Source organism: Nonomuraea sp. NPDC048882, from assembly GCF_040649755.1.
Taxonomy (GTDB): Bacteria; Actinomycetota; Actinomycetes; order Streptosporangiales; family Streptosporangiaceae; genus Nonomuraea; species Nonomuraea maheshkhaliensis.
Genome location: NZ_JBEZGB010000014.1, coordinates 177,954 through 203,159 on the forward strand (window position 1 = coordinate 177,954; position 25,206 = coordinate 203,159).

At 67.7% G+C, this 25,206-nt stretch carries 35 protein-coding genes; 1 reads left to right on the top strand and 34 read right to left on the bottom strand.

The window, feature by feature from the left end; translation table 11 throughout:
- Positions 1 to 23 precede the first annotated feature (23 nt).
- From AB0C27_RS40555 to AB0C27_RS40585, 7 genes are all read right to left on the bottom strand, one after another.
- On the bottom strand, positions 24 to 1,403 hold the full coding sequence (locus AB0C27_RS40555) for a phage major capsid protein (protein WP_357856048.1): 1,380 nt from the start codon (positions 1,401 to 1,403) through the stop codon (positions 24 to 26).
- Positions 1,400 to 2,320: a head maturation protease, ClpP-related gene (locus AB0C27_RS40560; RefSeq protein ID WP_357856051.1), complete on the bottom strand. Its 921-nt coding sequence runs from the start codon at positions 2,318 to 2,320 to the stop codon at positions 1,400 to 1,402. The genes AB0C27_RS40555 and AB0C27_RS40560 overlap by 4 nt, the downstream gene beginning before the upstream one ends.
- Positions 2,317 to 4,191 carry a phage portal protein gene (locus tag AB0C27_RS40565; RefSeq protein WP_357856054.1) on the bottom strand — a complete coding sequence of 625 codons (1,875 nt, stop codon included), beginning with the start codon at positions 4,189 to 4,191 and terminating at the stop codon, positions 2,317 to 2,319. Before AB0C27_RS40565 ends, AB0C27_RS40560 begins: the two co-directional genes overlap by 4 nt.
- A 125-nt stretch (positions 4,192 to 4,316) precedes the next feature.
- Positions 4,317 to 4,592, bottom strand: coding sequence for a hypothetical protein (locus AB0C27_RS40570; protein ID WP_357856057.1), 276 nt, complete (start codon positions 4,590 to 4,592; stop codon positions 4,317 to 4,319).
- 119 nt (positions 4,593 to 4,711) lie between these two features.
- Complete coding sequence (locus AB0C27_RS40575; RefSeq protein ID WP_357856060.1) at positions 4,712 to 5,233, bottom strand: hypothetical protein; 522 nt, start codon at positions 5,231 to 5,233, stop codon at positions 4,712 to 4,714.
- Between the two features lie 103 nt (positions 5,234 to 5,336).
- Positions 5,337 to 5,915: a hypothetical protein gene (locus AB0C27_RS40580; RefSeq protein WP_357856063.1), complete on the bottom strand. Its 579-nt coding sequence runs from the start codon at positions 5,913 to 5,915 to the stop codon at positions 5,337 to 5,339.
- Between the two features lie 340 nt (positions 5,916 to 6,255).
- Positions 6,256 to 7,644, bottom strand: a complete 1,389-nt coding sequence (locus AB0C27_RS40585) for a phage terminase large subunit (RefSeq protein ID WP_357856066.1) — start codon at positions 7,642 to 7,644, stop codon at positions 6,256 to 6,258.
- Positions 7,645 to 8,066: 422 nt separating this feature from the next.
- Here AB0C27_RS40585 and AB0C27_RS40590 point away from each other — a divergent pair, with 422 nt between their 5' ends.
- Positions 8,067 to 8,996, top strand: a complete 930-nt coding sequence (locus AB0C27_RS40590; protein WP_357856069.1) for an SEFIR domain-containing protein — start codon at positions 8,067 to 8,069, stop codon at positions 8,994 to 8,996.
- Positions 8,997 to 9,298: 302 nt separating this feature from the next.
- Here the strand turns inward: AB0C27_RS40590 and AB0C27_RS40595 are convergent, their stop codons facing one another.
- The 27 genes from AB0C27_RS40595 to AB0C27_RS40725 all read right to left on the bottom strand — a co-directional run bounded on the left by AB0C27_RS40595 (position 9,299) and on the right by AB0C27_RS40725 (position 25,147).
- Positions 9,299 to 9,754, bottom strand: coding sequence for a hypothetical protein (locus AB0C27_RS40595; RefSeq protein WP_357856072.1), 456 nt, complete (start codon positions 9,752 to 9,754; stop codon positions 9,299 to 9,301).
- A 60-nt stretch (positions 9,755 to 9,814) separates the two neighbouring features.
- Positions 9,815 to 10,321, bottom strand: coding sequence for a hypothetical protein (locus tag AB0C27_RS40600; protein ID WP_357856075.1), 507 nt, complete (start codon positions 10,319 to 10,321; stop codon positions 9,815 to 9,817).
- Positions 10,321 to 10,722 carry a hypothetical protein gene (locus AB0C27_RS40605; RefSeq protein WP_357856077.1) on the bottom strand — a complete coding sequence of 134 codons (402 nt, stop codon included), beginning with the start codon at positions 10,720 to 10,722 and terminating at the stop codon, positions 10,321 to 10,323. The genes AB0C27_RS40600 and AB0C27_RS40605 overlap by 1 nt, the downstream gene beginning before the upstream one ends.
- Positions 10,719 to 11,264: a 3'-5' exoribonuclease gene (locus AB0C27_RS40610; RefSeq protein WP_357856080.1), complete on the bottom strand. Its 546-nt coding sequence runs from the start codon at positions 11,262 to 11,264 to the stop codon at positions 10,719 to 10,721. Before AB0C27_RS40610 ends, AB0C27_RS40605 begins: the two co-directional genes overlap by 4 nt.
- Positions 11,261 to 11,716, bottom strand: coding sequence for a hypothetical protein (locus AB0C27_RS40615; protein WP_357856083.1), 456 nt, complete (start codon positions 11,714 to 11,716; stop codon positions 11,261 to 11,263). The genes AB0C27_RS40610 and AB0C27_RS40615 overlap by 4 nt, the downstream gene beginning before the upstream one ends.
- 153 nt (positions 11,717 to 11,869) lie before the next feature.
- A complete protein-coding gene (locus AB0C27_RS40620) occupies positions 11,870 to 12,244 on the bottom strand; it encodes a hypothetical protein (RefSeq protein ID WP_357856086.1) in 375 nt (124 codons plus the stop codon).
- Complete coding sequence (locus tag AB0C27_RS40625) at positions 12,241 to 12,516, bottom strand: hypothetical protein (RefSeq protein ID WP_357856089.1); 276 nt, start codon at positions 12,514 to 12,516, stop codon at positions 12,241 to 12,243. The genes AB0C27_RS40620 and AB0C27_RS40625 overlap by 4 nt, the downstream gene beginning before the upstream one ends.
- Entirely contained in the window at positions 12,513 to 15,128 is a 2,616-nt protein-coding gene (locus AB0C27_RS40630) for an AAA family ATPase (protein ID WP_357856092.1), read from the bottom strand. Before AB0C27_RS40630 ends, AB0C27_RS40625 begins: the two co-directional genes overlap by 4 nt.
- A 218-nt stretch (positions 15,129 to 15,346) precedes the next feature.
- Positions 15,347 to 15,991, bottom strand: a complete 645-nt coding sequence (locus AB0C27_RS40635; RefSeq protein WP_357856095.1) for a hypothetical protein — start codon at positions 15,989 to 15,991, stop codon at positions 15,347 to 15,349.
- Between the two features lie 22 nt (positions 15,992 to 16,013).
- Complete coding sequence (locus tag AB0C27_RS40640) at positions 16,014 to 16,811, bottom strand: hypothetical protein (RefSeq protein ID WP_357856098.1); 798 nt, start codon at positions 16,809 to 16,811, stop codon at positions 16,014 to 16,016.
- A 2-nt stretch (positions 16,812 to 16,813) separates the two neighbouring features.
- Complete coding sequence (locus tag AB0C27_RS40645) at positions 16,814 to 17,263, bottom strand: SLOG family protein (RefSeq protein ID WP_357856101.1); 450 nt, start codon at positions 17,261 to 17,263, stop codon at positions 16,814 to 16,816.
- Entirely contained in the window at positions 17,260 to 17,442 is a 183-nt protein-coding gene (locus tag AB0C27_RS40650) for a hypothetical protein (RefSeq protein WP_357856104.1), read from the bottom strand. The genes AB0C27_RS40645 and AB0C27_RS40650 overlap by 4 nt, the downstream gene beginning before the upstream one ends.
- Before the next feature lie 231 nt (positions 17,443 to 17,673).
- Positions 17,674 to 18,117, bottom strand: a complete 444-nt coding sequence (locus AB0C27_RS40655; protein WP_357856106.1) for a hypothetical protein — start codon at positions 18,115 to 18,117, stop codon at positions 17,674 to 17,676.
- 35 nt (positions 18,118 to 18,152) lie between these two features.
- Positions 18,153 to 19,256 (bottom strand): DNA polymerase III subunit beta, encoded by a 1,104-nt coding sequence (gene dnaN, locus AB0C27_RS40660; protein ID WP_357856109.1) that lies wholly within the window; start codon positions 19,254 to 19,256, stop codon positions 18,153 to 18,155.
- A complete protein-coding gene (locus AB0C27_RS40665; protein ID WP_357856112.1) occupies positions 19,253 to 19,498 on the bottom strand; it encodes a hypothetical protein in 246 nt (81 codons plus the stop codon). The genes dnaN and AB0C27_RS40665 overlap by 4 nt, the downstream gene beginning before the upstream one ends.
- Positions 19,495 to 19,755 (bottom strand): WhiB family transcriptional regulator, encoded by a 261-nt coding sequence (locus tag AB0C27_RS40670; protein WP_357856114.1) that lies wholly within the window; start codon positions 19,753 to 19,755, stop codon positions 19,495 to 19,497. The genes AB0C27_RS40665 and AB0C27_RS40670 overlap by 4 nt, the downstream gene beginning before the upstream one ends.
- Complete coding sequence (locus AB0C27_RS40675) at positions 19,752 to 21,569, bottom strand: DNA cytosine methyltransferase (protein ID WP_357856117.1); 1,818 nt, start codon at positions 21,567 to 21,569, stop codon at positions 19,752 to 19,754. Before AB0C27_RS40675 ends, AB0C27_RS40670 begins: the two co-directional genes overlap by 4 nt.
- Positions 21,566 to 22,159, bottom strand: coding sequence for a hypothetical protein (locus tag AB0C27_RS40680; RefSeq protein ID WP_357856120.1), 594 nt, complete (start codon positions 22,157 to 22,159; stop codon positions 21,566 to 21,568). The genes AB0C27_RS40675 and AB0C27_RS40680 overlap by 4 nt, the downstream gene beginning before the upstream one ends.
- Positions 22,156 to 22,326, bottom strand: a complete 171-nt coding sequence (locus AB0C27_RS40685; RefSeq protein WP_357856123.1) for a hypothetical protein — start codon at positions 22,324 to 22,326, stop codon at positions 22,156 to 22,158. The genes AB0C27_RS40680 and AB0C27_RS40685 overlap by 4 nt, the downstream gene beginning before the upstream one ends.
- Positions 22,323 to 22,550, bottom strand: a complete 228-nt coding sequence (locus tag AB0C27_RS40690; RefSeq protein WP_357856126.1) for a hypothetical protein — start codon at positions 22,548 to 22,550, stop codon at positions 22,323 to 22,325. Before AB0C27_RS40690 ends, AB0C27_RS40685 begins: the two co-directional genes overlap by 4 nt.
- Complete coding sequence (locus AB0C27_RS40695) at positions 22,547 to 22,942, bottom strand: hypothetical protein (RefSeq protein WP_357856129.1); 396 nt, start codon at positions 22,940 to 22,942, stop codon at positions 22,547 to 22,549. The genes AB0C27_RS40690 and AB0C27_RS40695 overlap by 4 nt, the downstream gene beginning before the upstream one ends.
- Complete coding sequence (locus tag AB0C27_RS40700; protein ID WP_357856132.1) at positions 22,939 to 23,220, bottom strand: hypothetical protein; 282 nt, start codon at positions 23,218 to 23,220, stop codon at positions 22,939 to 22,941. Before AB0C27_RS40700 ends, AB0C27_RS40695 begins: the two co-directional genes overlap by 4 nt.
- Positions 23,220 to 23,453 (bottom strand): hypothetical protein, encoded by a 234-nt coding sequence (locus AB0C27_RS40705; RefSeq protein ID WP_357856135.1) that lies wholly within the window; start codon positions 23,451 to 23,453, stop codon positions 23,220 to 23,222. Before AB0C27_RS40705 ends, AB0C27_RS40700 begins: the two co-directional genes overlap by 1 nt.
- A complete protein-coding gene (locus AB0C27_RS40710) occupies positions 23,450 to 23,620 on the bottom strand; it encodes a hypothetical protein (RefSeq protein ID WP_357856138.1) in 171 nt (56 codons plus the stop codon). Before AB0C27_RS40710 ends, AB0C27_RS40705 begins: the two co-directional genes overlap by 4 nt.
- Positions 23,617 to 23,832: a hypothetical protein gene (locus AB0C27_RS40715; protein WP_357856141.1), complete on the bottom strand. Its 216-nt coding sequence runs from the start codon at positions 23,830 to 23,832 to the stop codon at positions 23,617 to 23,619. Before AB0C27_RS40715 ends, AB0C27_RS40710 begins: the two co-directional genes overlap by 4 nt.
- The gene (locus AB0C27_RS40720; RefSeq protein WP_357856144.1) at positions 23,829 to 24,305 is read right to left on the bottom strand and encodes a hypothetical protein; all 477 of its coding nucleotides are present in this window, start codon (positions 24,303 to 24,305) and stop codon (positions 23,829 to 23,831) included. Before AB0C27_RS40720 ends, AB0C27_RS40715 begins: the two co-directional genes overlap by 4 nt.
- Positions 24,305 to 25,147, bottom strand: coding sequence for a hypothetical protein (locus tag AB0C27_RS40725; RefSeq protein WP_357856147.1), 843 nt, complete (start codon positions 25,145 to 25,147; stop codon positions 24,305 to 24,307). The genes AB0C27_RS40720 and AB0C27_RS40725 overlap by 1 nt, the downstream gene beginning before the upstream one ends.
- Between the last annotated feature and the right edge of the window lie 59 nt (positions 25,148 to 25,206).

The window sequence follows — 25,206 nt, forward strand, 5'->3', positions numbered from 1 at the left end:
CCGTTTCTCCTTGTCTGGCCGAATCAGGCCCGGTCGGCGATCTCGACGAACGGGGAGAGGGCCGGCCCGCCGTTCGCGGGGGTGATCGCGTTCTTGAGCCACGGCTGGCCGTCGACGCGCTGGATGATCCGGTAGCAGGTCTGGTCGTTGCCGAACCGGTAGTCCGTCGAGCTGGCAGCGGTCATGACCTGGCGGTCGCCGACCAGGTAGTAGGACAGGTCGACGAACGACAGGTCGGAGCGGGTGCCGAGACGGCCCGCCTTCTCCGACACGACCAGCGGCCGGCCGAAGATGGTCATCGGTGCCGGGCCGGCGACGTTGGTCAGCATGACCGGGCCGCCGCCCGTGCCGACGCTGAGCGCCATGGTGAACAGTTCGGGGATCGCCTCGGGGCTGCAGACCCAGATGCCGCGCGCCAGGCTCGCCGGGAGCATCCGGCTGTACATCTTGATCACGTTTTCGAGGACGATCGTGGCGGCCGGCTGGCTGCCTTCCTTCGCCACGGCGACGCTGGCGCTGTTGCCCGCGCCGAGGAAACCGAGCGGCTCACCCACGCCGCTGCCGGACATGAAGGCGATGTCCTCGAAGAACGCGAGAGCCATCGGCCACATCGTCTCGATGAGCGCGGCGAACGAGATGAGCGAGTCGGACAGCAGCTCGTTGGGGACGGCGGCGAAGCCGGTCAGCTTCTTGGAGTCGAGCACCGCGCGGCCGAACTTCGGGTTCGACTCCTGGAGCATCGCGGACTCTTCGCCCCAGTAGCCGATCATGCCGCCGAACACGCTGCCCGCGTTCGTGGTCGAGTCGATCATCGGGAACGGCACCCGGGCCGTCTCCATCGGCACCACCGTGGCCCGCGACCGGACGACCGCCATCTCCAGCGCGATCTGGAGCAGCTGCGACCGCAGCGTCTCGGGGACGAGGAATCCGCCCTCGGACGGCACCACGCTGGAGTACGCGTTGCGGAGCTGCTCCATCTTGGAGCGGGCCTCAGCCGACGGGTTGAGATGCCACGCCATCTTGAAGTACTCCGCCGCAGAGGAGAAGTCCTTGTCGATGGCGGCGCCGGCGGCCTTGGCGTTGTAGGCGGTGGCCTGCTTGTGCGAGGTCAGCATGTTGGCTGGGCGGGTCTGCGGGTCGAGGTTGAGCCGCTTGACGCCGTCGCCGCCGGACTGGTTGTCCTTCAGGAAGGCGGCCATACCGCGCTGCACTTCGGCCTCGATTTGCCGTTGCATGTCGGTGCCGTCGCCCTGCTGGGCCTGACCGTAGGCGGCGACGAACGCGTGCAGCGTCTCGGTGCTGGCGAGGATGCCCTTGTAGCGGCCGGGGTCGCCGAACATTTCGGCGAGCTCGTTGCTGTTCTTGGGGACGGGGATGTCCTTCGGCAGGACGGGTGTGGTCACAGCAGTGCCTCCCTCAGGCGGTCCCACACGTCCTCCGTGGACGGGGGTGTGATCAGGTGTGCGACGGCTGACGCCCACGCGTCAGGCTGCGGTTCAGGCTCGGGAGCAGGCTCGACAGCGGCCGGCTCGGGTTCGGGTGGTGCAGGCGCCGGCTCCGGGGTGTGCGCCTCGACGGGGGGTGCAGGCGTTTCCAGAGTCGGCGCCTGGTCTACGGGTGCCGGGCGGGCGGGGGCGGGCGCGTTGCTGCGGCCCGCGTACCGGAAGATGGACAGATCCCACTGCGCCGCCATCCGCTTCGCGGCGTCGTCCGGCTCGTCGCTGCGGTCGGGCTGCGGCGGGACGAGCAGCTCGTCGGCGAGGCCCGCCTCTACCGCTTCGTCGGCGGTGTACCAGGTTTCGGTCAGCATCCGGCCGCGCCATTCGGCCCGGCTGCCGCCTGCTTTGGCGGCGTACGCGTCAGCGATGTTGTCGCTGATCTTGTCGAGGACCTCCGCCATCTTCCGCATCTCTGCGGCGTCGCCCCAGCAGCCGCCGCTCGCGTCGTGGATCATGAACATGGAGTTGGGGGCCATCACCAACCGGTCACCGGCGAGGGCGATCACGCTGGCGATGCTGGCGGCCAGGCCCTCCACACGGACCGTCACCGTCGCAGGATGAGCCCGCAACGCGTTGCCGATCGCGACGCCTTGGAACACCGACCCACCGGGGGAGTTGACGCGCACCGTCAGCTTCGACGCGGTGACCGCGTTCAGCTCCTCGACGAACTCGTCCGCGAGAATGCCCCACCAGCCGATCTCGCTGAAGATCAGCAGCTCCGCTTCGTCGGTAGTGCCGTTGCGGAACTCGTACCACTGGGCTTTCGCCCGTACTTGGGGCTGCGCGCCCGTTGCTGAATCGGGCAGGTTGATCCACGTCATGATTCACCCCAGTGAGGTTCCACGGTGCCGCGGCAGCGGATGGTCCCGAGGCAGGCGAAGTAGCCGCCGTGCGGGTAGGACTCCTTGACGTCGCGCAAGGTGTCGAAGCGTTCGCCGTCCACGTCAGCGCACTGGATACAGGTGTTGCGGTCCCGCTCCTCTGTCGCCACGTAGTAGATGGCGCCGTTGCCCTCGTCGTCAGCCAGCTGGAGCGTCGCGTACCGGCCCGCGGCCTCCGCCGACCAGATAGCCCCGCCCAGCTCGGTGCGCAGACTGGCGTCCGAGAGGCCTTCCAGGAAGTCGCGCACGCGGCCGGTCACCTCGTCGGCGTCGGACGACCACACCCGCAACGCTTCACGCGCAGCGGCGATAGCGAGGCCAGCGGCGAGCAGCCCGGCGGTCACCGCTGCGGTAGCGGCCAGGCCGGCGGCGAGCACACCGGCCACCACGGCGGCCGTGATGGTGACGCCCTGGTCTTCGGCGGTCGCCACCATGCGTTCGCCAGCGGCTTCGGCTTGTTCGATGAGGGCGGCCTCCAGCAGCGCCGCACCCGCGCCGCTGGAGGCCGTCAGCGCGGCAAGATCGGCGGGGGCCGCCGCCACAACGGCCGCCCGGATCTGCTCCAAGAGCTCAGCGCGCTGGCCTTCAGTGACCTGCTCCCAGTCGGCGAGGAGGTTGTTGAGGCGTTCCTGCCAGTCCTCGCGGGTTTCTTCAGGGTCGACCTGGGCGCGGAGCGCGCGGAGCAGGTCGTCCGGCGTCGGCGCCGGTGGGGCGGGCAGGGTGGGGGCGGGCTGCTTGGCTGGCGGTTCGCGCCAGACGAGCGTGTCCGGCAGCTCCAGCGCTTCTACGACGGATTGGCCGGTGAACCCGGCGTCCACGTACGTCTTCGCCGCCTGCGCCTTCGAGGTGCGCTCCCGATCGCGGGCTTCAGCGTCCTGAGGGACTGGGTCCTCGTAGTCGAACTCCAAGCCCTGCGCGGTCGCACCGAACATGGGCAGAAAGTCGTTGTTAAGCGCGGCCTTGATCCGCTCCAGGCGCGGGATGGTGAGCTGCTCGGCGAACATCGCCTTGCTTGCCTCTGCGGTGGCCCGGTTGACGTCGGACACCTCGCCGAGCGCGAACGCCGGAATCCCGAACGCCTCACGGATCACATCGCGAGAGACCTGCCGCATCTCGACGAACTGCATGTCCCGCTGGGTGAAGCGCCGGTCCTTCCACGTCAGGCCGCCTTCGAGGATGGCGACCCGGTGAGCGGCGGCCACGCCGCGGTGCTGCTCGTCCCAGCGGTCCCGGAGGTCGTCGAACTCCGTGTCACCGAGGTTCGTCGGGACCTCGATGATGCCGCTGGGCAGCGCGCTGTTGACGAAGAAGTTGCGGTTCCACTCCGCGCTGTAGCGGGTGGCGTCCAGTTCGGAGAGGATCGACTGCACCGCCCCCATGCCTCGGTAGGGGTCGAGCGGGTTCGGCATGCGCAGCTGGATGACCTCGTCCAACCTGAGCGGCACCTGCTCGCCGTCCGGCGAGACGTAGATGTAGCCGGCCAAGAAGTCGGTCGGATGCGGGATGGGGATCATCCGGTCGGGACGGACGGGCCACAGTTCCAGCGGGATGGAGCGCATCCGCTGGTCGCGGGCCACCACCCACCAGCCCTCGCCGGTCAGGTCCACGTGCTGTTGGGTGCCCTCGACGAACTCCTGCCTGGGCATCCAGGGGTTCGGGCGGCGCCAGATGTCAAGCGCGAGGTGCCGGGTGACCGCCTGGCGGTCTTCGTCGCGGCCGGAGTCGGCGGAACGCCACAGATTCCAGCCCACCTGCGAGGTGGCGTTCGAGGTGCGGTGGACGATCGAGAAGAGCGTGCCCACCGACCCCATGGCCTGCATCTGGGAAACGGCGTCGTTTCGTCCGCCGAAAGGGAGGGCGTGCCGGATGCTTCTGCTCACATACGGGACGGGCGCCTTGTTCTGCAGGCCGCGGGCGAGAGCGCCGAGAGGCGACCTCACCGGCGCTCGCTACCGGTGAGGGACTCCAGGATCAGGAGGGAGATGCCGCCGACGGCGAGGCCGGCTGCGAGGTGGAGCGTCCAGGCCGCTGCGGTGATGAGCCCGAAGCCGGCGACGCTGAGCGTGAGGGTGCGGATGGTTTGCCAGCGGGGGAGCAGCTTGGCGGCTGCGCGGCCTGCGCGGATGACGAGGGATGTGCGGGGTGGCCGCGTCTTGGCTTTGGCGGCGGCGTAGTTGCGCTCAGCGTGGAACGCGTCCATGAACGTCGTCATGGGCTGGTCCCGTGTGTGCGCATCCCCATACGATCAACGCTACTTGTAGCAGGAAGATTTCCTGTTCAGCAGCGTTGTAGCAATAAAATCTCCCGCATGAGTTCGGGTAAGGCGCGAGACTACGCATGCTCTTTGGTCATCCTCCTGCGGACCGCAATAGCGATGTCCCTCAACTCGCGGCGTTCCGTTCTGCGCTTCTCCCGAAGATCGGCGTGCTCGCCGTCAGGGTCGCCTTCGATGGCTTCACGCAAGGCGACATGAGCAGAAATTAGCCTACCTCTGCACTTCCCCCACAAAGAGAGAAGATCGTGTATGGGTCCCGAACCGTAAACTCCCGCCTTGCCCATGACTGCGATGTATTCGTCCCGCAGTTCGACAAGCTTTCCTTCTTCCTCGTCCGGATCCATCAGTGAAGACGTGATGCGCGTGAGTTCGTCAGTGTTGCTGACTACTACGGTGAGAAGATCCACGTATGCGGCTGCCCGACGTGCCTCGCGATCCCTCGCTAGTGCGGAGGTGGCGGCATCTTGGGCGACCCGCTCAGCGTGTCGGCGTCCCTGGTGGCCAGCCCACCACGTGAACGCGGTGCCCACGATGCCGGTGATGCCAGTTGCGACCGGTGCGACCCATTCCCATGCCATTGTTCAAGTATGGGTCAACTCTGGGTTATCGATGTTTAGAAAGCAGTCTCATCGCAGCATCGGCCTAATGTCCAATGTGGCGACGTATCGTGGTGGTGTGGACTTAGGGGACTGGGCTGCAGCCGCCGCCGTGGCGATAGCTGTGATCGCTACCTACTGGGCGGCCGTTTCGGCGAGGGCGGCGAAGGCTTCGGCCCGTGAAACGCGTCGGATCGCTGACATTGAGGCGGACCGAAGACGCGAGGAGTACCAACGTCGCCATGAGGAACTCGAACGTCGCCATGAGGAACGTCAACGCCATGCTGCGGACCTCGAACGCCGCCATGAGGAACGTCAACGCCATGCTGCGGACCTCGAACGCCGCCATGAGGAACGTCAACGTCACGCCGAGGACCTCGAACGCCGCCATGAGGAACTCGCGCCTCCACATCTGGCTGGGATCAAAACTCGGATCCTGAACGCAGATTACTTCAGCACTCGGATGTTGATCCCGGTGAAGCAGGCTCTGCAGGATCAGGATCTGACGGGCATGTGGGATGTTGTCGGCTATCTGACACTGCCACGCGACTACGACATCGAGATCTTCAACAGCCGGAACGGGAACTGGTGTCGCTTGCGGTTGGAGGCTGGCCGAGAGATCGACTTCATCCTTGCCCGCTTTAAGCGTGGTGAGAGGCCTCATATATTGGCCGTAAACATCGCGTTCTGGCTTAGCCGCCCTGGCCAGGGCAGACGGGGTGTAACGTGCCGATGTGGACTACCTCCCAGCCCAAACTTCTCAAGCCGCAGCGAGTCCGGGACTGGCCATTGGGAGCAGTCGAAGGTGCCGGTCATTCTGCCGGCGGCGAGCGAGTGGCCTGAAGGGTCGAGGTCGCTCTCTTCCCTACAGATGGAACGATCGTCGAAGGCGATCGATGCGGTGCTGAAAATGCACTTACCTGATGGTTAAAGCTCCCTATCGGCGTAGCGTACGTTCGTCCGCTACGCCGATAGGACCGGTCTTGCGTAGATGGAGGTCTCGGTTATCGTCCGAGTGTGCGAATGCGCGGCCGGGCGCCCAAATCCTTCTGCGCCACCATGTACCGCAGCGCGTCCATCCCGTGGTCGTCAGCCTTGACCGGCGTCTCCTTCGGCGGCTTCCCCGGGCTCTGGTCCCACACGTAGCCGGTGACCTCCTCCACCGTCGAGCATGGCTTCTTCGCGTCCTCCAACTCCGGGTCCCGCTCCACCAGGCTGTCGCGCAGGAAACCGATCCGGGGGCGCCCGTCATCGGCCAGGCGGAAGCGGGCCTGCGTCGCCTGGATACCATCCGAGACGCCCTTACGCGCAGCCATCGTGGACATGCCGAGATGCCGCTCCAACGTGGCTCGGTCCTCCGCGTCGTGGTCGCAGATCACCGCCCGCGGTCGGGGCTCTGTCCACGCCAGGCGGCACGCCTTGCAGTCGTGGCAGTCATGATCGGTCGCCCTCGACTCGCAGCACTCGTCGCATTCGCGGACCAGGCGCAGGATCGTCTTGGCGTGGTCCTCGACCAGGGTCCGCGTCTTGTAGATCTCCCGATACAGGAACAGCCGGCCGTCGCTGTCCTCGGCCCAGCACTGGAGGACGAACGGGTTGGTGAATCCGAAGTCGACCGTCCACCAGCGCGTCCACGAGTCGGGGATGTCGAACCGGTCGATTAGGTGGACGGCCGGGTCGTACGCCTCGTAGATCAAGCCTTCGGCGGCGACCCAACGGCCGTGCCGGAGCCGGTGGTAGCGGACGCCGGTCAGCTTCTCCAGCTTGCCGATGTACGCCTCGCCGCCCTCGGTCAGGGTGCCGTCCTCGCGGAACAGGGTCGGGTTGTCCTCGTGCCGGCTGTGCAGCATGAGGGTGTCGCCGCGGTCGGCTCGCTGCTTCAACCAGTGGGACGGCGTCCACGGGTTGCAGTCGGCGAGCAGCTGCTGGAAGCTGATGCGCCCGTTGCGGAGGCGGGTGGTGAGGGCTTCCCAGTCGTCGATGGTGAGCTCGATGGCCTCCTGCACGAAGATGACGTCGTACTCCGACGACATGACCTTCTGCGGCTTGTCGAGCCCGCCGACCACCACGGTGCTGCCGTTGGTGTACCGGTAGGCGGCGGCCTCCTGCTGGCTGCCGCCGTACCAGACGACGTGGCCGGCGGCGATGGACTCGGCGGCGACCTTCTCCCGCCACGTCACCAGGCCCGTGCTGCCGAGCGAGACCAAGGTCTTGCGGACGATGAGGCCGCGGGCGCCCGGCGTGGCCAGCATCATCGCGTGCAGCTTCTCCAGCGCGGCCCGTGACTTGCCGGTGCCGGCCGGGCCGGAGAGGAGGACTTCGGGGGCGCGGGAGGCAAACACGGCCGCCGCGGCGCCGCGGGGGCGGTAGTGGTGACGCAGCGTTATGGTCACATTCCAATTATGCAGGGCTGTAGGCGAAGCTGTGCCGGAACGCCACGCTGGACAGCATTGTGGACTGAACGAATTTGCCAAAAGGTTCCGAGCTAAATTCCCTTTGCATGACTGCTGTTTTCGGCCGGTCGTATTGGAAGGGGCTAGGGATCCCTGTGCTGATCAGGGTTGCGGCTGAAGGGAAGCGGTCAAGCATCACCCGCAGTGTCGCTCTGCCAGTGGAGATGTTCCCCCAGCGTGCCACCAGGTTCTGGGCGCATAATTCCTCGATCCAGAGGCGGAGAGGAACAGGCGGCACTTCATTCACTCCGTCATCAGTACCGGTTGGCCCAAATTGCGGGGTGCAACGCGTATTCTCGACAGCTGTGTGACGGAGTAGTGTGTGCATATCTAGCTGCCGACGTGGCGGGAGTGCGTTTGGGATGATGCAAAAAGGGGATCAACGGATTCGCGTTTTCATCTCATATAGTCATGCGCCCGGAGACGAGCACAAGGCAAAGGTCTTGCAGTTGGCGCAGTGGCTGCGCAATCCGGGAGGGGTGGAGGCGTGGATCGATCAATATGTTTCGTTTCCGCCACAGGGGTGGCCTGCCTGGTGCGTAGATCAAATGGAAGCCGCGGACTACGTGTTAGTTGTTTGTGAGGAAACTTATAAGAAACGGTTCGATCGTAAGCAAGAATCCGGCATCGGCCTAGGAGTAACTTGGGAATCCCAGGACATCATAGATTGGCTCTATGAGCATGCCGTAAGTGGACAAGGCAAGGTAATCCCTATCGTCTTTAGTGGCGCCGACATGCAAAATGTGCCAAAGAAGCTCAGCAAGTACACCACGTACAACGTCGGCAATGAAGGTGGCTTGCTGGAGCTATTGAGATATATCACTAGCCAGCCTGGCATTGTGCCCGCCGACCTCGGACCCGTGCTCGATCTGACTAAAAACAAACCCTTGAATCGAGACTCTCTGCCGAATTTTAGAGAACACGTTATAAGGTCGGGGGCGGATAAACAATCAGAGGTGGTGGATCTAAGGAGACGAACACCTTCCCTGTTTCAGAAGGGTGTGCGAGTGCGCGTAGTGAAACCGGGTCTAGAAGTAGTGAAGGTCCATGCTCCTGGACTCGAAGTCCCCTTGCTTTTGATGGATGGGCAAACGGGGGTGGTGGTGGAGGTGATGCCGAAGTACCTAGTGCGATGGGATGCGCAGCTCTGGATCAAAAGTCTGTTACCCCCTCGTGGGCGCCTGGGGTATCCAACGCCTCTACGTCTCCCTGTGGAGGAAGAAACAATGCTTACACTGCAAGAATTCACCTCCGAGATATCGCCGTATTGGCTTCGCGTTGCAGATGAGTGATCCATGCATGATCTGGTGCGAGTCAAGTGAAGGCACAATCTGGGCCTCTGCGAATTAGATTGGGAAATGGGTAACACTGCAACATCGCTTCGTGGCTAGCTCGCCAACTAGGACGTGCAGAGAAGTCGCGCCCAGAAGATATTTAAGGGATACGGGAAATTCCAACCCCGAAGTCCTGGCAGATGGAAGGGGGTGCGGACCCGAATACCAGCGTCCGCCGGGATCACCTGCAAGACCTGCCAGCACACTGGGATTGTGACATCTGATAGGCAAGAGGACCGCCGCCAAACGCGGCGGCCCCGCTATTTCAGCTGCCCCAAATCCACGCCCTCGAAGCTGTACGTCACCTGCACCTCGCCCCCAAGCTCCTGCTTCACCGGAGCGTTCAACCCCAACAACCGCGCCCGCTGCTCCTCGATCGCCAACACCGTCCTGATCGCCTGCAACGTCGGCCCATCATCAGCGAGCGGCTCGTCCTCGTGATAGATCACCCGGCCGTTCGACACCGTGATGTGCCGGCGCTCCAGCACCTCGTACGCCCGCCGCAGCATCTCGTCCAGCCGCTCCGCCTGCTCAACCCGATACTCGGCCACCTCCTGCACCGGGATCTTCTTCAACGTGTCCCAGTAGAGCTGGTGGGCGCGCTGCTTGGAGATGCCGAGTTGGGCGCCGATGGCTTCGAAGCTGTGGCCGCGGCGCTTCAGCTCCATGACCTTGGTGCGTCGCTGCTGGTCTTCTTCGGTGAGGCGTCTGGCCATGGTCAATACCTCCTGAGTCAAGTGTGGGGCGTGGGGGCGTAACGGTGCGTGTGCGGGCCGCTACGGGGTCGCTGGCGGCTTTGTAGGGTTGTCCTGGTGTCCTGATGTCCGGGCAGGCTCAGAATCGCTCTCAGGGCTTCCAGGGGCGCGGCGGGTCAGCTCGGCGCGGAGGTCCTCGATGACGCCCTTGTGGTTCATGCGGAAGCACTCGAAGCCGCGGTCAACCTCTCCTTGGAGGTCTGCGATCACCTGGAGTCGTTTCTCGGGGGTGGCGTCGTTGAAGCAGCGCAGCCACTGGGCGGGGGTGAGCGTGGTGTGCGGGGACGGCGGTTCGGGGGCTTCGCCGGCTCTGAGCCGGGCGACTTCCGTCTCGGCCTGCTCGGCGCGCTGGATGGCGGCGGCCGCATCGAGGTTGCTCAGCCGCTCCAGCTCTTTGTCTCGCACGGCGAGCACCGCGTCCACGAGGTGGTCGATGGGGGTGATCTGGCTGTGGTCGCACAGGACGGCGTTCATGTACCAGGCGTTCATGGCGGCTTCGGCGCACCGTTCGCGGTAGTCGTCGGCCATCAGAACCGCCACCACCCGTCGAACCCGGCGGGCGCCTCGGGGTAGCCGGCGAGCATCGGCCGGAGGATGGCGAGGAACTGCTGTTGTTCGGCGAGGGTGCCGTTGCCCCAGTACGACCGCCCGTCCCACCGGCCTTCAGCGTTGCCGCCGTACCGGCCGTCGGTGTGCCTCCCCAGGAACTGCACGGCGTCGGCCGGCTGGTCGTCTTGGAGGTCCCACAGGGTGCCGATGCAGGCGACGGTGACGCCGCGGCGTCGCCGGTACCAGACGGCGTTGATGCGGCCGTCGTAGTAGGTCCGTGCGGTGGCGCCCGGGCCGGTGGTCTTGACGGAGCCGCGGAGGCTGGCCAGGTCCACGGCGTAGGGGCGGCGGCTGATGAGGAATCGGGTGTCGCGGATCATCGGGTGCCCCCCTCGGCGCGGAGGCGCTCGACGATCAGGAACTCATGCACGAGCCGGTTGTGTCGGGCGTCAGCGAGCGCGTTGTGTTCGCCTTCCTCCTGCTTCGGCATGGTCGGGTTGCCGAGGCGGGCGGCTTCCTGCTTGAGGTCGTTGGTCCACATGGGCACGCCGGCGGGCAGGTCGATCATGCGGCCGAAGAGCTGGCAGAGGGCGACGTGGTCATATGCGCCGTACCAGGCCCACAACTCGACGTCGGGGGTGGCCTGGATGAACCAGGCGGCCCTGCGCGCAATCTCCTTCCTGGGCAGGACGATCGGATAGTCGGGGTGGTTGATGTCCCAGGGGCCGCCGTCGTCGGCGGGTTTGATCGGCAGGGACGGGGCGACGTTCGCCATCAGCCAGTCGCTGCGCTGGAGGGCAGCGAACGAGAACTCGCAGGACACGGCGTAGAGCTCGCGTCCATCTTCGGCGACCATGCCGATGCTGATCAGGTCGATGGTGTGGCCGTCTTCGATGAACTCGCAGTCATAGAAGATCTTCATCGGTTGTCCTCGCCTTCGTTCTCGTCTAGTGGCCAGGTGCAGCCGAGGCCGTTGTCGTGCTCGCGGCCGTCGTCGCGGTGGTCGGGATCGAGGTGGCAGAACACCTCGTTGCCGCAGCTGTTGTGTGACATCTGGTTGCAGCGGGGGCCTCGCCGGTTCTCCCCCTCCGCCCAGGTGTCGAGTTCGCGTTCGGCCACCGCCGCTGTCTCGGCGGCGTTCTGCCGGCGGGTTTCCCATCCACGGCGCGCCGCGGCCTTCCGCGCGGCGATGGCCTCCGGCCGGTTGCGCCTGGCGTCGCGGAGCGCCTTCTTGAGGGCTCGTCGTTGGGCTGCGGCGGCGATGGCGGTGTCTGCGAGGCCGGCGAAGAGGGCGCCGATGGCGTCGTGTCGGCGGGCCGGCTGGTCGATGGCTTGGTCAAACAGTTCGCTCGGTGTCGGGTTGCTGTCGGTCATCGGGCGCTCCTTCGGGCGATCATGCGGGCTTTGATCTGCTGCTGCGTGGGCGGGACGTAGCCGTGCCAGCCGGCGGCGGCGGTCCAGCGCTGGCAGTGGCCGCGTTGGGGGAGGGCGCACCATCGGCAGCCGCTGGGTGTGGCCGTGGCTTTTTCAGAAGGGCGGGGTGTCGTCATCGTGCACCTTGGTTTTCTGTTTGGCGGGTTGGGTGAATGCTGCGAGTGGGTTTCCGCATATGTGTGTGGCGACTATCAGGTATCGGCGTTCTTTCTTTTTGATGAAGTGGGTGGTGCGGGGGTGGAGTTCGCGTCCGGCTTTTACGGTGACGAGGTCGTAGGTGGTGCGGCCTTGGAGTAGGGCGACTGCTTCTCCCATTTCGGTGAGTGGGGTGGGGTCGCAGCGTGCGGTCATTGCGGCGTTGTCTGCGTCGAGGCCTTGGAGGATGGGGGTGTGGCATCGGCGGCAGAGGCGGATGCCTGCGCAGCGGGCTGCGTCGGTTTGCTTCTGCAGGATCCAGGCCGCGGTCATGGCCAGCGCACCTGGCGGACCTGCCGCGTCCCGGCCTTATAGTCGCCTTGCCGGGCGAAGTATCCGCTGGTCACGCCCCTGTGGAGCAGGTTGCTGATGGTCTTGGCCGTGAGGCCGGTTTCGGCTGTGACCGTGGTGACGATCGCGCTCCAGTCACGCCATGTCCCGTCTTCGAGGAGGCGGAGAATGCGGGTCCAGCCTGCGGCGATGCGGGGAGAGAGTGTGGGGTCGAAGCGGCCGTTGTCGAGGATGTAGGCGCCTTGGCTGGTCATGGGGTCTCCTTCGGGTTGGTGGTGGGTGTGCACATGGGGTGGCGGGTCTGGTCGGGGGTGAGGACGGTCATGGGGGTGCCGCAGATTTGGCAGGGCCGGGTGGTCTCCCATCGGCGACTCTCGCCCTCTCGGGGATGATCTTGGGGGGCCGGTTCGGCGGGGAGGAGTGCGCCAGTGCGCCGCCTCTCTATAGAGAGGCGCACTGGCGCACTCCCCGCCGGTGCGCTGGCGCACTCCGGCGCACTCGGCGCACTAGGGCTCTGACCTGCGGTTCTAGTGCGCGGCTCACTCGGCGCACTCAGACGCGATATATCGTGTCCATCGCTTATTGACGCTTGAGTGCGCGGCGCACTCAAACTGCTACTCTGACCTGCGGTTTCGTTATTGACAAGATCGCTGAAGTCGTCTCTTTTCAAGATCGGCGGCGCACTCCTGGCGAGCTTCGACGCGTCCTTCACGAAGTACGCCGACCCTCCCGCGCGCCCCGGCGACACCCCCAGCACGCCACGGTCCACCCCCGACTTGAGCGCCTTCCGGATCGCTTCCCGGCCGTGCTCGCTGTCCTTCAACGCCGCCTCGACGGCACGCTGAGACTGCCCCGGTGCGAGCCCCAGATGGTCCACCACGGCCTGGAGTGCGCGGTCGGTGACGCTGTCCTGGCGGGTGCCGCCGACCAACTCCAGACGTCTTCCGGCGGGCTCGTAGGCGAGCAGGGATTCCCGTACTTCGACGTCGCGCCCGTACGCCGAGAAATAGCGTGGCGCGTTCGGCTCCGATTCGCCGTCCTCATTTTTTTCACGCACCAGACGCCATTCCACATCCGGCCAATCCCGCAACCGTGAAGCGCCACGGGCACGCTCCCCGGAATGCCCCATGTGGTGAACGACGATCGCCTCCTGGACGCCCGCCTCTTTCAAAAACTCGTCGAAAGCGACAAGGAATCGTCCGGCTTCTTTGTCTTCGGAGAGTCCGAGGGCGTCCAATATGGGGGCGAGGCAGTCGAGCACCACCACGGTCGCGTTGGCGGCCCGCAGCTCGGCCGCCCACTCCGACCGGGTCTCGGGGTCGAGCAGGTCGAACGAGGAGAGCCGTCCGCGCAGGGATACGACGGCGGCGGCCTGCTCGTTGGCGATGCCCTGGTCGCGGATCCACCGCCGGATCATGCGTTCGTCGAGCTCGTCGTCGAGCAGCACCACCTTGCCCGCGAAGGGCTCCACGGTGAACGCGTCCAGGAACGGCACGGAGTCGACGAGGGAGCGCAGCAGGTTGCCGATGATGGTGGTCTTGCCCGCCTTGTATTGGGCGGCCAGAACCACCCTGCCGCCCTTCGGCCACAGCCGGTCGATCCGGTAGGCCACCGGCTCGTCGGGGACGGCGAGGAAGGCGTCCAGGCGCACGAGGGGTGGCCGCTGGAGCGGGCCTTGGCGGGCCTTTCTGGCCCGCCGCTGGGCTTCTTCCCGGACCTTGAGTTTGCGGAGTTCGTGGGCGACCTCACGCTCGAACGCGAGGGCGTCGAGGTCGAGGTCGGGCGTCTCCTGTTGGTCAGGGACGGGCAGGTGGTGGACGGTGGCCAGGTTGCCGTCCACCGTGAAAGGGGGCGGCCCCGACGGCTGCGTGCCCGCTTGGGGGTGGCCGGGCGGCAGGAGGTCGGAGAAGTCGTCGCGCGGCGCCCGCTCCTCCACCTGTTCCCGCACTTGGCTGGGGTCCGACTGGGGGACTTGGGCGATGGCCCAGGCGAGGATGCCCTGAAACTCGGCTCGCGCCTGACCTGGGGTGAGCTTGCGTTCGGCGCCGTCCCGGGAGACGACCATGATGAGCCCGAAGTAGGTGGACAGCTTCTCTGCGGCGGCCAGCGCGGGGTAGAGGCCGGCGGCGGCCTCGCGCATGGCCCAGGCGGCGGCGGAAAGGGTCGCCTGGTGGCGGGACTCCCCGGCCGCGATGGCGGCGTCCCACCGGCCGAGGACGCCGGAAAGGAGTTCCGGCCGGGCGCTGCCGGTGTGAGCGTTGAGGAAGGCGCGTACTTCGCGGTCAGTGGCGGCGTCGGAGCTGTCGCCGCTGTCGGGGAGCTGGTTGGCGAGCGCCGCGGGCAGGACGGGCAGCTGCCCGGTGCGCTGCCATTCGTACCGGCCGCCCTCGGACTCCTTCTCGTGCACGCTGGGGGCGACGACGACGATGCCGTTCCGGCCGCGGACTTCGCCCCACGTTTTGCCGAGCTGGCCGGCCGAGTTGCCGAGGCTGCGGCCTTCGGGGACGGCGTACAGGTAGTGGCCGCGTTCCGGGTCGCTGTCTCGGGTGGATTGGAAGGGCGGCGGTTCGGTGAGGAGGACGGCGCGCAGGAGCGGTGTGAGCTGGCCGGGCTGGTCGACGTCGAAACAGATAGCGCCGGAGCGGCCGACGTGCAGGGCGAGTGCGTGGTCGGTTCCGGCGAACCAGGCGATGATCGTCTCAGTGTCGCGGGAGGTCTTGGCGGGCCAGCCTTTGCCGAGGACGGATCCGGCGTGCTTGGTGGCTTGGTTGACGGGGAGTACGTACCAGCCTGCGCGGGCGTAGGCGAGGGCTGCGCCGAGGGTGTCGTGGTCGGCGCTGATGTCGGGGATCGAGAGGTTGGCCACGTCAGGCGGCCGTTCCGCGTGGCCGTCTGGGGGCTGTGGTGTCCAGCCAGAAGGGGTCGTCGATTCTCGTGAGATCCATTACGGGTCCCCTTTCCGTGCTGGTGCTGGTGGTGCTGAGTGCCTCCTCCGGGGCTCGAACCCGGGTGCCTGCCTGCGGGGCTGAGATGGGGTGGCCCCCTGCCGCCGCGTGATGGGGCGGCAGGGGGCCGGGGGTGGGGTTAGGCGAAGCCGAGCGCGGCCCGCTGCTCGGGCGGGAGGGCGGCGACGGCGGCGGCCTGCTCGGGCGTCATGCCGGGCGGCGGCGTCCACGGGGCGGCGGGCGCGGTCGGTGCAGCGGGGGCCGGGGCGGGCGGCTGCGGCGCGGCCGGGGGAGCGTACGCGGCCTGCTGCGGTACGGCGGCGGGCTGCTGGCCGCCGTTGAGGAACTCGTTGGCGGCGGCCTGGGCGGGCGGCTGGTAGGTGGCGGAGTACAGCTTGGGCGGGTTCTTGCCTCGCGCCTTCTGCTCGCCGTCGCCCGTGTAGGTGAGCGTCAGCGTGCCGCCGATGTCGAGGCCCTTCGCGCCGGACCGGCGCACAGCCTCGCGGACCGCCTTCAGGCTGTTGGCCTTGATGTAGAAGGCGCGCTGCCCGTCGTCGTCCGGGACCTCCGGGTCGCGGAGGCTGGTCTGGACGGTGACGACCATCTGCATCATGGGCTTGCCGTCGTTCCAGAACTTGAGCTCGCCGGTGTCGAGGTCCTTCTGCTGCTCGACCTTCGGCTGCGTGGTGATGGGGCCGCCGACGGTGGTGCCGATGGTGTCGAAGCGGGCGGCCTTGATGCCGCCGCCCATCAGGAAGTCATTTGCGGTGATGTCGATGCTCATGCTGTGCTCCTTTGATCGTTTGCTACTGGGCGATGAGGTCGAGCAGTTCCGATGTCGCCTCTTCGGCGACGTCGGGGTCACCCGGACAGCCGTCCGAGAGGTTCTGGGAGCCCGGCTTGAGCCATGGGCAACTGCGGCACCACGACGCTTTCCGCTTGAGCAGCGGGAACGCGGTGGAGCCGAGGGCGGAGACGAGGTTGGCGATCCCGTCGGCGCGGGATAGTGCGTCGAGGGCGCGTTGCCGGTCGTACGGGGCGGACCACAGGTAGCGCTGGCGCCACTCCTGGTCACGGGGCAGGAAGTAGATGGCGATGTCGGTGACTTCGCGGCCGGCCAGCTCGTGCCCGAGGCCGTACACGTGGCCTTGGACCTCGTACTGTTCGCCGGGCCCCTCCTTCTTGTACTTGCGGAGGGTGGTGCCGCCGGGGATCTTCCAGTCCCAGACGACGCCGTCCACGTACAGGTCGGAGTTGCCGGAGATGTCGGTGCCGTTGATGCCGCCCGCGGTGACGCGCTGCTCCAGCAGGTACCGGTCGATGCCGTCGGCTTCCCAGCCGGGCCGCGCCATGTTGGCGAGCGTGAGCAGTTCTTCGAGGCCGCGGTGGACGTTGGTGCCGATCCACGCCTTCCAGCTCAGCGGCTGGTCGACGTTGATTTCGGGCTGGCCGGACAGTTTGTAGCCGAGCCGCAGGTCGCACGGGATGCCGATCTCGGACGGGCCGGGCTCGACCTGGTGGTTGCGCGGCTGGTCGTTGATGTGGGTCTCGATCAGCGAGTCGAGTTCGGCCTGTTGGTCGAGGACCTTCTGCGAGATGTCCACGGCTATGCCTCGAACCGGTGAGTGAGGATGCCCGCGCGTTCGGCGATGTTCGCGGTGTAGGCGGCCCCACGGGATCCAGCCACGAGGAACGCGAGGCAGAGGTCTGCGCCGAGCGACACCATGTGGGCGTTGCGGCGCGGACCGGCTCCCGGGCAGTAGGTGGCGAGTAGGCCGGGGTGGTCGGTGTCGCCTGGCGGCTTCCTGCGGCGGTGGTCGGGGTGGCAGGTGGCGGTGCAGTGGTCCCAGTCGGCCGGGTGCCGTTCGACGGTTAGGCCGCCGCCCCATGCGGTGGCGATCCGGTCGGTGAGCGCGTCTGCGCCGGACGGGCAGGCGCCGTGCACCACGACCAGGTTTTCGGGGCCGTGCCGGGCAATGTTGGCCGCGATGGCGTCGCGGATCATCTGCTCGTCCTCCCATGCGCGGGATCCGGTGATGAGTAGGCGGTGCTTCACGTGGCGCTCCCGGTGATGGGCCGCTCGTCGTCCCCGAGGCGGTCGTCGACGAGTGCGCCGTAGAGCGCTTCGAGCCCGGTGGCGTTGCGGTAGGTGTCGCGCACGCTGGCGGTCCTCATGCGGACGGGGAACGGGACGGCGGTCTCGTCTCCGCTGTCCGGCGTGGTCGGGTGGTTCACGTTCGCGGGCTCCTTTGCTCCTGGGGTGTGACCGCCTGGTCTGCCGGTCTGCGCGCCACCGGGGTGTGGTTCCGGTGGTGTGCGGGCCGTCAGAAGAGGCGGGCTTCGTGTTGCGCCTTGGCGCTTGCTGATGTGATCACGCTACAACATGCAACAATGAGCCGCAAGGCGCAACAACGAAGATTTGCAACAACGATCGTGCTGGGTGAAACGCCAGGTCAGGGCCGCGCGTCAGGCGAGCCGGTCGTGCCTCAGGTTCGCCTCTTGGAGCGTGGACACGAGGGCGGCCAGCTGGTCGGCGCGCGCCCTCTCAGCCAGGAACAGGGCACGGTAACCCCGCTGCTTGACGAGAGACCCGAGGGCGTCCCGCGGCTCCCCAGACAGCCGCTCCTGAGCCTTCTGTGCGTCGCGTGCTTCGTCGCGTTGCCGCATCAGAGCCGCAGACCGGGTGGCAGCGTCTCTCACCTGCTGCTCCAGCCCTGCGACGCGGACCTGCAGCCGAGCCAGCTCGGTTTCGCCGGCCGACTCCGCCTGGCGGAGCTTCTCGTACAGGTCGTTGTTCTCGGCGTCCGCCTCCGCGAGCCCGTCCTGTAGCTGCTGCTTGGCTGTGAGCGTGTCTTCGAGGGCGGCGATGAGGGTTTTCTTGCTGCGGAACCATACGGCGAGTCGGATCACGGCTGCTCCTTTGCGGGTTGTGGTGTGGGTGGTCGTCATGCGGAGAGCCGGATCGGGACGACCAGGTAGCGGAGTTCCGGATCTGTGGTGCCGGTGATCAGCACCGGCTTGGCCGGAGCCAGCATGTGGAAGGTGGCGGTGCCGCCCACCGCGGCGAGGCCGTCGAGCAGGAACGCCGGGTTGAACGCGGTGGTCAGCCCCTCGCCGTCGAGCTTGCAGTCGACCAGCTCGGCGGCGCGGCCCACGTCTTCGCTGCCGGCTTCGACGAGGACGCCCTTGTCGGTCCACGACAGCCGGACCGGGGTCAGGCGTTCGGCCAGGACGGCGACCCGCTTGACCACGGCGGCCAGCTCGGCGGCGTCCACTTCCGCGGTGCGGTCCTTGCTGGCCTCCTCGATGCGGGCCTTGCAGTCGATGAACTCGGGGTCGAGCAGGCCGATGGTGACGGTGCGGCCCGAACTGGTGAACGCGGCGAGCCGCTCGGACAGGTGGACCTGGACGGGCCCGCCGGGGAAGCCGCGCACGGTGCTGGTGAGCATGTCGGCCGGGATGAGCACTCTGGCCGGGACGTCGTCCTGGTCGAGGACGGGTTCCCAGGAGAGGGTGCGCCAGGCCATGCGGTAGCGGTTGGTGGCACCGAGGTCGATGCAGCCGTCTCCGATGTCGAAGCACACGCCGGTCAGCATCGGCGTGGCTGTGTCGCTGCTGGCTGCCGTGGCCGTGTGGGTAACCGCGGCGGCCAGCTCGCCGGCGTCGACGGTGCCAGCCACGGGCGGCGTTTCCGGCAGGGTGGGGTAGTCGTCGACGGGCAGGAGCGGGAGCCTGAACTCTGCCTTGCCGCACTGGATGACGGCTTCCCGGTCATCGGTCGTGAGATCGACGTCTTCGGTCTTGGGGAGGTTTTTGGCGAGTTCAGTGAGGACGCGGCCGGGCAGTAGCGCCCGGTCGGGTGCGGTGACGTCGGCCGGCACGGTGATGCGGCGCGAGGTGTCGTAGGCGAACACGGACAGGGTGAGCGTCCCGTCGCCGGTTTCGAGGAGCATGCCGCCGAGGATCGGCGCGGGGTGCCTGCTGTTGAGGGCTTGCGCGGCCCAGGCGATGGTGTCGGCGAACGTCTTGGCGTTGATGGTGATCTTCATTCGGTGTCCCCTTCAGGGTTGTTCTCGTGGCGGTACAGGCAGGTCGGGCAGGTGCCGGGGGCGGCCGGGTCGAGCCAGCCGGAGCCTTCGCGCGGGCTGGATTCGACGGCGAGGAGGTCTTCGCAGTCGCGGTAGATGTGGCCGATGAAGACGGGCGGCTTGTCGAAGCGGCCTGCGGCGACGTCTTCGCCGCCCGGGTACCAGGGCCGGATCCAGTCGATCCATGTAGGCGTGGCGGTCATGCGGTTGTCCCTTCGGTGTCGGCGGTGCGGCGGATGGCGGCCCGCTCGATCGGAGTGGTGCCGCCCCAGATGCCGTCGCTGGCCAGCTGCGGGTTGGCGAGCGCCCACGCGAGGCAGTCGGCGACGACGGGGCAGCCCTGGCAGATGGTTTTGGCGGCGCGCACGTTGGCACTGGCGGGCTGGTAGGTGACCAGGAAGAAGGTTTCTGGGGTCTGGTTGCGGCAGGCGGCGCGCCTGTCCCAGGCGGGCAGGCTCACGCGACCGACTCGGCGTGAAGGACGGCGCGGAGCCGTCGGCTGATCCACTCGCCGACCGGGGGGCTGACGGCGTTGCCGAAGCCGTCGACCTGATCACGCTCGCTGCCCCAGACTCGGTAGGTGCCCGGACGGCCGGGGAGGCCGACCTTGAAGCCGCAGCCCTCGCCGACCTCGCGCGAGGTCAGCATGCGGAGGTAGCAGTCTTCGAGCTTCAGGTCTGCGAGGACCTCGCGCCACTCGGCGCTGAGTGCGCTCCCGGTGGCGGTGAGCATGCCGGGGATCTGGTCGGAGGTGACGGTCGGCATGGCTTCGGCGTGCGTTGTCGGGAGGGTGTTTTTCCGGAACGGGAGCACCCCGGCAGAGAGCAGCGCCAGCGTCTCTGAGCCGCCCTGCGTGGGAAGCGCCTCGTGAACGCCGCGAGGTGCGCCCTGGTAGTTGTCCACGGCGGCGAACAGGACCGCTTTCTCGTGAGTCGAGGTCACGGTGTCCATCGGCTGGGTGATGTGTTTGCCGTCGCCGTTGTGCCGGTGGGCGACCATCACCTGCCCCGTCACCATGGACGCTGCAGGCGTGAAAAGCGCCTGCGTGTTGGTCGCGGTCTGGGAGGGCAGGGGCTCGCCCAGGTGGCGGGTGCGGCAGTCGGAGCCCGGCCGCTCGAAGGTGTTGCCCGCCGCGGCGATGAGCGCCCCGGTCGAGAGGATCGCCGTCTCCTGCTGGCTGGTCTGCGTCGTGAGCGGCTGCCACAGATGGCGTTCGGACCCGCGCTCCGCCTTGGCCGGCATGAGTACGGCGGGGAAGTCGGCGAACCGCCTCCGGCACCGTTCGGCCCTGGCCATGGTGGACGGGGCGAGCGGGCTGAGGACGGTCTCGCCGGTCGTCTTGTCCGTGAACTCCTTGAGTGGCCTGTCGCCGATCTTGGTGCCGAGGTTGGACAGGTCGAGCGCGTTGATCGACGGCGCGGATGGCGGGATCACGAGTCGCCGACAGGAGGGGCACCGGTACTCGTACTGCTTGCCGTAGCGAACGCTGCCGGTGGGCGGGACCCCTGTCTTCCACGTCCAGCGGGCTTGCACGATGGTGCCGCAGCCCGAGCACCACGATTCGGGCCGGTGGTCGAGGTCCGGGGTCGGCAGCTTCTCGTCCCAGAAGACGATGTACAGCCGGTCGCAGGACTGCGGGACGCCGAAGAACATCGAGTTGAGGTAGAGGATGCGGTGCTTGTAGCCCAGGACTCCGAACTGCTTGAGCCACCACTGGAACGTGGAGCCGTCGCCGTGTCGCTTTCCTTGCACGGCCGGGCCCCACGAGGTGAGTTCAGTGGTGCACTCCACGAGGATCAGGCGGGGGTGGTGCTCGGCGGCGTAGTGGAGCACGCAGTTCGCCGTCGCGCGGTCGCGCTCCGATCGGGTGACGCGCTCCTCGAAGTCGGGGTCGTCGAAGTCGAACAGCGACATGCCCAGCGCGTAGGCCTTCTTGGTGTTGGCCTGGCTGTGGTTCACGCAGGACACGCCGGCCACGAGGAGATCGGCCGGAGGAAGGTCCCTGGCGGAGTGGTAGTCGGATGCCTCCTTGTCGACCAGGTCCGCAATCCAGTGTTCGGCGTGCGGGTGGTTGGCCTCGTGGATCTTGACCTTGTAGGCGTTGTGGTTGGCCGCCATGATCGTGGTGAACCCGGCGTCCTCGATGCCCTGGGTGAGCCCGCCGAACCCGCTGAAGAGATCAACTGCGATGAGGTCGTCGTGGCGGAACCGGCGCTGGCGGACGGCGGGGCGATGCGTGGCGACGCGGTGCGGCTGCGAACGTCGGCGGCTCATGAGGCCACCGCCGTCTCGGGCCATGTGACCTTGGCGAGCGATTCGCGCTGCGCCTTGGGCAGTTCGACGACCGGGCGGCCGAGCATGTCGAGGCCCATCGCGCGCAGCCACCAGGCGTCGCACTGGTCGCCGCCCTTGTCGTCGACGAACTCGCGGCCGACGCGCTTGAAGGCTGCGAGGGCCATCGCGGTCTTGTCGGCGCCGCCGCTGCCCGTGGCGTACTTCTTCAGCGTGGAGGGAACCACCCGGGCGTACGGGACGCCCGCCTCGTCGAGCAGTTGGCGGACGACGCCGTGGACCATGCCGGTGATGCCGGCCGACTTCGCATGGGCAGGCAGGTCCTCGATGACGACCAGAGTGGGCGGCGGCGCGGTCGGGTTGCCCATGAGTTCGGGACCGCCGACGGCGAGAGCCACCGTGCGCCGGATGACGGTGAGGCGGTAGTCGCCGTCAGCGGTCTTGGTCTTGATGCAGCAGGTGGAGCCGTCGCTAAAAGCGACACCGGTGCTGGTGATGGAAAGGTCGAGACCGATGACGCGGAGCGGGCCCGCCGCCCCCATCACGGGGGCGGCAAGCAGGGCGCTGGTCATCGCGTCTCCGGTGCGGCCGGGGCCGGGTTCGGGCGGGGTGTCGGCAGGACAGCCGGCCCGGCCGGATGCGACAGGGTGATAAGGACCGCGACGGCGAGCGCCGCGGCGACCATGGCGGCCAGGAGCGCGATCGGCTGGCCGAAGGTTGTCCAGGTACTGCGGTTCACGTGTCGTTCCTTTCGTCGAGGTAGTAGGCGCGGTCGGCCTCGTAGCCGATGTCGGGGCCGCCGCCCACGCTCGGCAGGGGCGGCTTGCCGACACCGGGGCACGGTTTGCCGGTGGAGAACCCGCTGGAGTCGATGCCGTTGTGGCGCCGCATGGCGCCGGTGGAGCGGACACGGGCGTAGGAGCGACGGCAGCTTGGGCAGATGCCGCGGCGGAGGCGGGTCATCGCACCACCCCGCGCCGGTCCCTGTAGTGGACGTGGAACGTTCCACAAGCGCACCGGGTGATCGAGGCCCGGCGGCCCCGGTCGGCGGCCCGTACGGCCTCCTGGCGCGTCTGGTGGCCGGTCAGCTGCGGGTGCGGGCACAGCAGCGTTGCCTGCCATTCGCTGTTCGGCCACATCTCTGTCGCGCGCTCCTGCAGAAGCAGGTCGGCGATGCTTCGGACCGGGGTGCAGCGCTCGGGATGTCCGGCGGGCATGCGCGGCGGGCCGGCAAGCCATGCCAGCTCGGGCGGCTGCTGCCTGCGCTGCCGGCGGCGGTATTGGACGCTGTAGCCGATCAGGATGGCGGCGGTGGCCAGGATGATGGCTCCGGTGACGACCTGGTCGGCTCTCATACGCCCTCCTCCTCTGCGTCGGCCGCCGCACGCAGCCCGGCGACGATCCCGGCGGGCGTGCACATGTGTGACCAGCGCTCCACCTGGGCGGCCAGGTCGCGGTAACCCGCGTAGCCGAGGCGCTCGGCCAGCACGCTGATCGTTTGCTCGGCGTGCTCGTGGGCGGCGCGGCCGACTCCGGCGGCGATGCGGATAGCCGTCACCGCGCCTATGCGCAGGTGTGGCTGGTTTTCGATGACGCGTGCGGAGAGGTGCAGCGTCTCGGCGGTGGTGGCCATCAGGTGCCGTCCCCGGGCGTTCCAGCGGCGTCCTTCCACGCCTTCCAGTCGTCGCGGGGCAGGCCGCCGTCGCCGCTGTCGTTGATGCAGTCGTTGAGCGCGGTGGCGGCGGCCAGCGCGAGCGTGGCGTGCATCTGGGCTTGAGCCATGGTGAACCTCGCCCACGTCAGTTCCTGGCCCTGGGCCAGGCTGCCCAGGCGCTCCGCCTCGCGGTAGTGGTCGGGGCCCGTCACTTCGACACCTCCGTGACCTGCTCCTGGGTGTCGGGGCAGCGCTCGCAGACCCGAAATCCGGCCCGCCATTCGGATACCGCGACGCGGTGTTCGCACTCGCCGACGACGTAGCCGGGCTGCCCGGGGATCGCGCTGCCGGGGTTGGGGTACTCCACGGGATCGGTCATCGCTTTTCGCTCCGTTCGATACGGGCCAGCTCGGCGCGGGCATCTCGGACGTGCTTGTCGAGCCGGCGGAGCAGGGACCGCGCCTCAGCGAGGACTCCGACCGTGTCGGTGGCGTACGGCTGCCACTGACCGTCGGCGGTGTGGTGGTGGAGGATGTCCTCCATTTCGCCGATGACGGGCTGGATGGTCTCGGTGATCTCGTCGCGGCTCATCGGGGCATCCCCGCGGCGAGGCGGAGGACGGCCACGATCTCGTCGCGTGCCCGCGTCGCACCCCACAGGGCGAGGTCGCGAGGGTGCAGGCGGAGCGTGTCAGCCAGCTGCCGCATCGCCTGCCGGGCCGTCCCCGGGTTACGGGTGGAGAGGTGCAGCGCCTCCGGCAGGGTGGCGTTGTACGGGCCTCGGATGAGGGCCTCCATCTTGAGGAGGACCTCGTTGACGGCCATGTCCGGGATGGTGAGGGCGGGCACGTAGTCGGCGCCGTATGCGTGGGCGGCGGCCTGCGCGTACTCCTCCAGCGTGGAGGCCGTACGCTCGGCATCAGCGTCGGTGGCAATGACCTTGACGAGGCGGCCGTCGTAGCGTTCGACCACGGCGCGTGTCGCTGGGGTGGGGACGTAGAGCCTGGTGTCGGCGGTGATGGGTTCGATGCCGACGGTGTGTGAGGCGATGGCGGTGATCGTCATCAGACCGCCACCTCCGCCGCGGTGTTGGCGGGGCGGAGCTCGGCGACCGCGACGAGCACGGACTCCTCGGGCTCGTCGCGCCATCCGGCGAGGTCCGTGAGGCCGCTACCGGCGCGGCCGATGGCGGGGAAGGTGCGGGCGTCGGGTCGGTGGATCCAGGCGGTGTCGTCGTCCTCCCACTGCTGGAAGATCCACGTGCCGTCGGTGCCGTTGTGGGTGACCGTGTCGCCCGTCTGGGGCGTCCAGGGGTTGTCCTGGGCGGCGAGGCGAGTGTGCTCGATGCGGTCGAGGATCTCGGTTCGGGCCTGGCCGGCCGCCTTGACGCGGTCGTCGTGGGGGGCGTGTTTGGCGAGGTGGATGGCGTGGTGGGGGGTGATGTCGAAGAGGCGGTGGAGCAGGGCGGCGAGAAGGACGGTGCTCTGGTGGCCGCCGCCGATGTCGCAGCTGTGCTCGTCGGCGTAGATGGCCAGGGTCATGATGACCTGGTCGGCGGCGGACATCTCGCTGGTCTGGCGTGCCTGGGTCTTGTCGAGCGCCCGGTAGATGATCCCGGCGAGCTTTTCGAGTGAGCCTTTCAGTTCGCGCGCCGACGCCTCGAAGGGGTGGCCAGCGAGCCGGTTGGCGTGCATGTTCTCCACGTCGGCCGTGGCGTAGAGCCACACCGAAGACCAGTCGGAGTAGTCGAGGCCGGGCGTCTGGTCGGCGATGTCGTCGAGCAGGTTGAGGGTGTGGGTGAGCGGCCCGTGGGCGCTGTCGGTCAGGTCACGGGTGGCGGCCATGAGCTGGTCGAGGCGGGCGCGCAGCTCGTCGGTGCTTTGCGGGTTTGCGAGAATTGTTGACACGATCAATGCCTTTCGAGAGTTGTGGTTGCGATCGAGCGGGGCCTGGCCGGGTGCACGGC

Bases quoted from the DNA above. Each gene is read 5' to 3' on its own strand.
- AB0C27_RS40665 (WP_357856112.1), bottom strand. From the start codon at position 19,498: ATGACCGCCACGCCTACATGGATCGACTGGATCCGGCCCTGGTACCCG.
- AB0C27_RS40610 (WP_357856080.1), bottom strand. From the start codon at position 11,264: ATGAAGATCTTCTATGACTGCGAGTTCATCGAAGACGGCCACACCATC.
- AB0C27_RS40715 (WP_357856141.1), bottom strand. From the start codon at position 23,832: ATGAGCCGCGACGAGATCACCGAGACCATCCAGCCCGTCATCGGCGAA.
- AB0C27_RS40620 (WP_357856086.1), bottom strand. From the start codon at position 12,244: ATGACCGCGGCCTGGATCCTGCAGAAGCAAACCGACGCAGCCCGCTGC.
- AB0C27_RS40695 (WP_357856129.1), bottom strand. From the start codon at position 22,942: ATGAGAGCCGACCAGGTCGTCACCGGAGCCATCATCCTGGCCACCGCC.
- AB0C27_RS40680 (WP_357856120.1), bottom strand. From the start codon at position 22,159: ATGACCAGCGCCCTGCTTGCCGCCCCCGTGATGGGGGCGGCGGGCCCG.
- AB0C27_RS40605 (WP_357856077.1), bottom strand. From the start codon at position 10,722: ATGATCCGCGACACCCGATTCCTCATCAGCCGCCGCCCCTACGCCGTG.
- AB0C27_RS40625 (WP_357856089.1), bottom strand. From the start codon at position 12,516: ATGACCAGCCAAGGCGCCTACATCCTCGACAACGGCCGCTTCGACCCC.
- dnaN (WP_357856109.1), bottom strand. From the start codon at position 19,256: ATGAAGATCACCATCAACGCCAAGACGTTCGCCGACACCATCGCCTGG.
- AB0C27_RS40600 (WP_357856075.1), bottom strand. From the start codon at position 10,321: ATGGCCGACGACTACCGCGAACGGTGCGCCGAAGCCGCCATGAACGCC.
- AB0C27_RS40720 (WP_357856144.1), bottom strand. From the start codon at position 24,305: ATGACGATCACCGCCATCGCCTCACACACCGTCGGCATCGAACCCATC.
- AB0C27_RS40700 (WP_357856132.1), bottom strand. From the start codon at position 23,220: ATGGCCACCACCGCCGAGACGCTGCACCTCTCCGCACGCGTCATCGAA.
- AB0C27_RS40575 (WP_357856060.1), bottom strand. From the start codon at position 5,233: ATGGCATGGGAATGGGTCGCACCGGTCGCAACTGGCATCACCGGCATC.
- AB0C27_RS40635 (WP_357856095.1), bottom strand. From the start codon at position 15,991: ATGAGCATCGACATCACCGCAAATGACTTCCTGATGGGCGGCGGCATC.
- AB0C27_RS40675 (WP_357856117.1), bottom strand. From the start codon at position 21,569: ATGAGCCGCCGACGTTCGCAGCCGCACCGCGTCGCCACGCATCGCCCC.
- AB0C27_RS40595 (WP_357856072.1), bottom strand. From the start codon at position 9,754: ATGGCCAGACGCCTCACCGAAGAAGACCAGCAGCGACGCACCAAGGTC.
- AB0C27_RS40690 (WP_357856126.1), bottom strand. From the start codon at position 22,550: ATGACCCGCCTCCGCCGCGGCATCTGCCCAAGCTGCCGTCGCTCCTAC.
- AB0C27_RS40570 (WP_357856057.1), bottom strand. From the start codon at position 4,592: ATGACGACGTTCATGGACGCGTTCCACGCTGAGCGCAACTACGCCGCC.
- AB0C27_RS40580 (WP_357856063.1), bottom strand. From the start codon at position 5,915: ATGAGGCCTCTCACCACGCTTAAAGCGGGCAAGGATGAAGTCGATCTC.
- AB0C27_RS40615 (WP_357856083.1), bottom strand. From the start codon at position 11,716: ATGACCGACAGCAACCCGACACCGAGCGAACTGTTTGACCAAGCCATC.
- AB0C27_RS40710 (WP_357856138.1), bottom strand. From the start codon at position 23,620: ATGACCGATCCCGTGGAGTACCCCAACCCCGGCAGCGCGATCCCCGGG.
- AB0C27_RS40560 (WP_357856051.1), bottom strand. From the start codon at position 2,320: ATGACGTGGATCAACCTGCCCGATTCAGCAACGGGCGCGCAGCCCCAA.
- AB0C27_RS40565 (WP_357856054.1), bottom strand. From the start codon at position 4,191: ATGGGGTCGGTGGGCACGCTCTTCTCGATCGTCCACCGCACCTCGAAC.
- AB0C27_RS40590 (WP_357856069.1), top strand. From the start codon at position 8,067: ATGATGCAAAAAGGGGATCAACGGATTCGCGTTTTCATCTCATATAGT.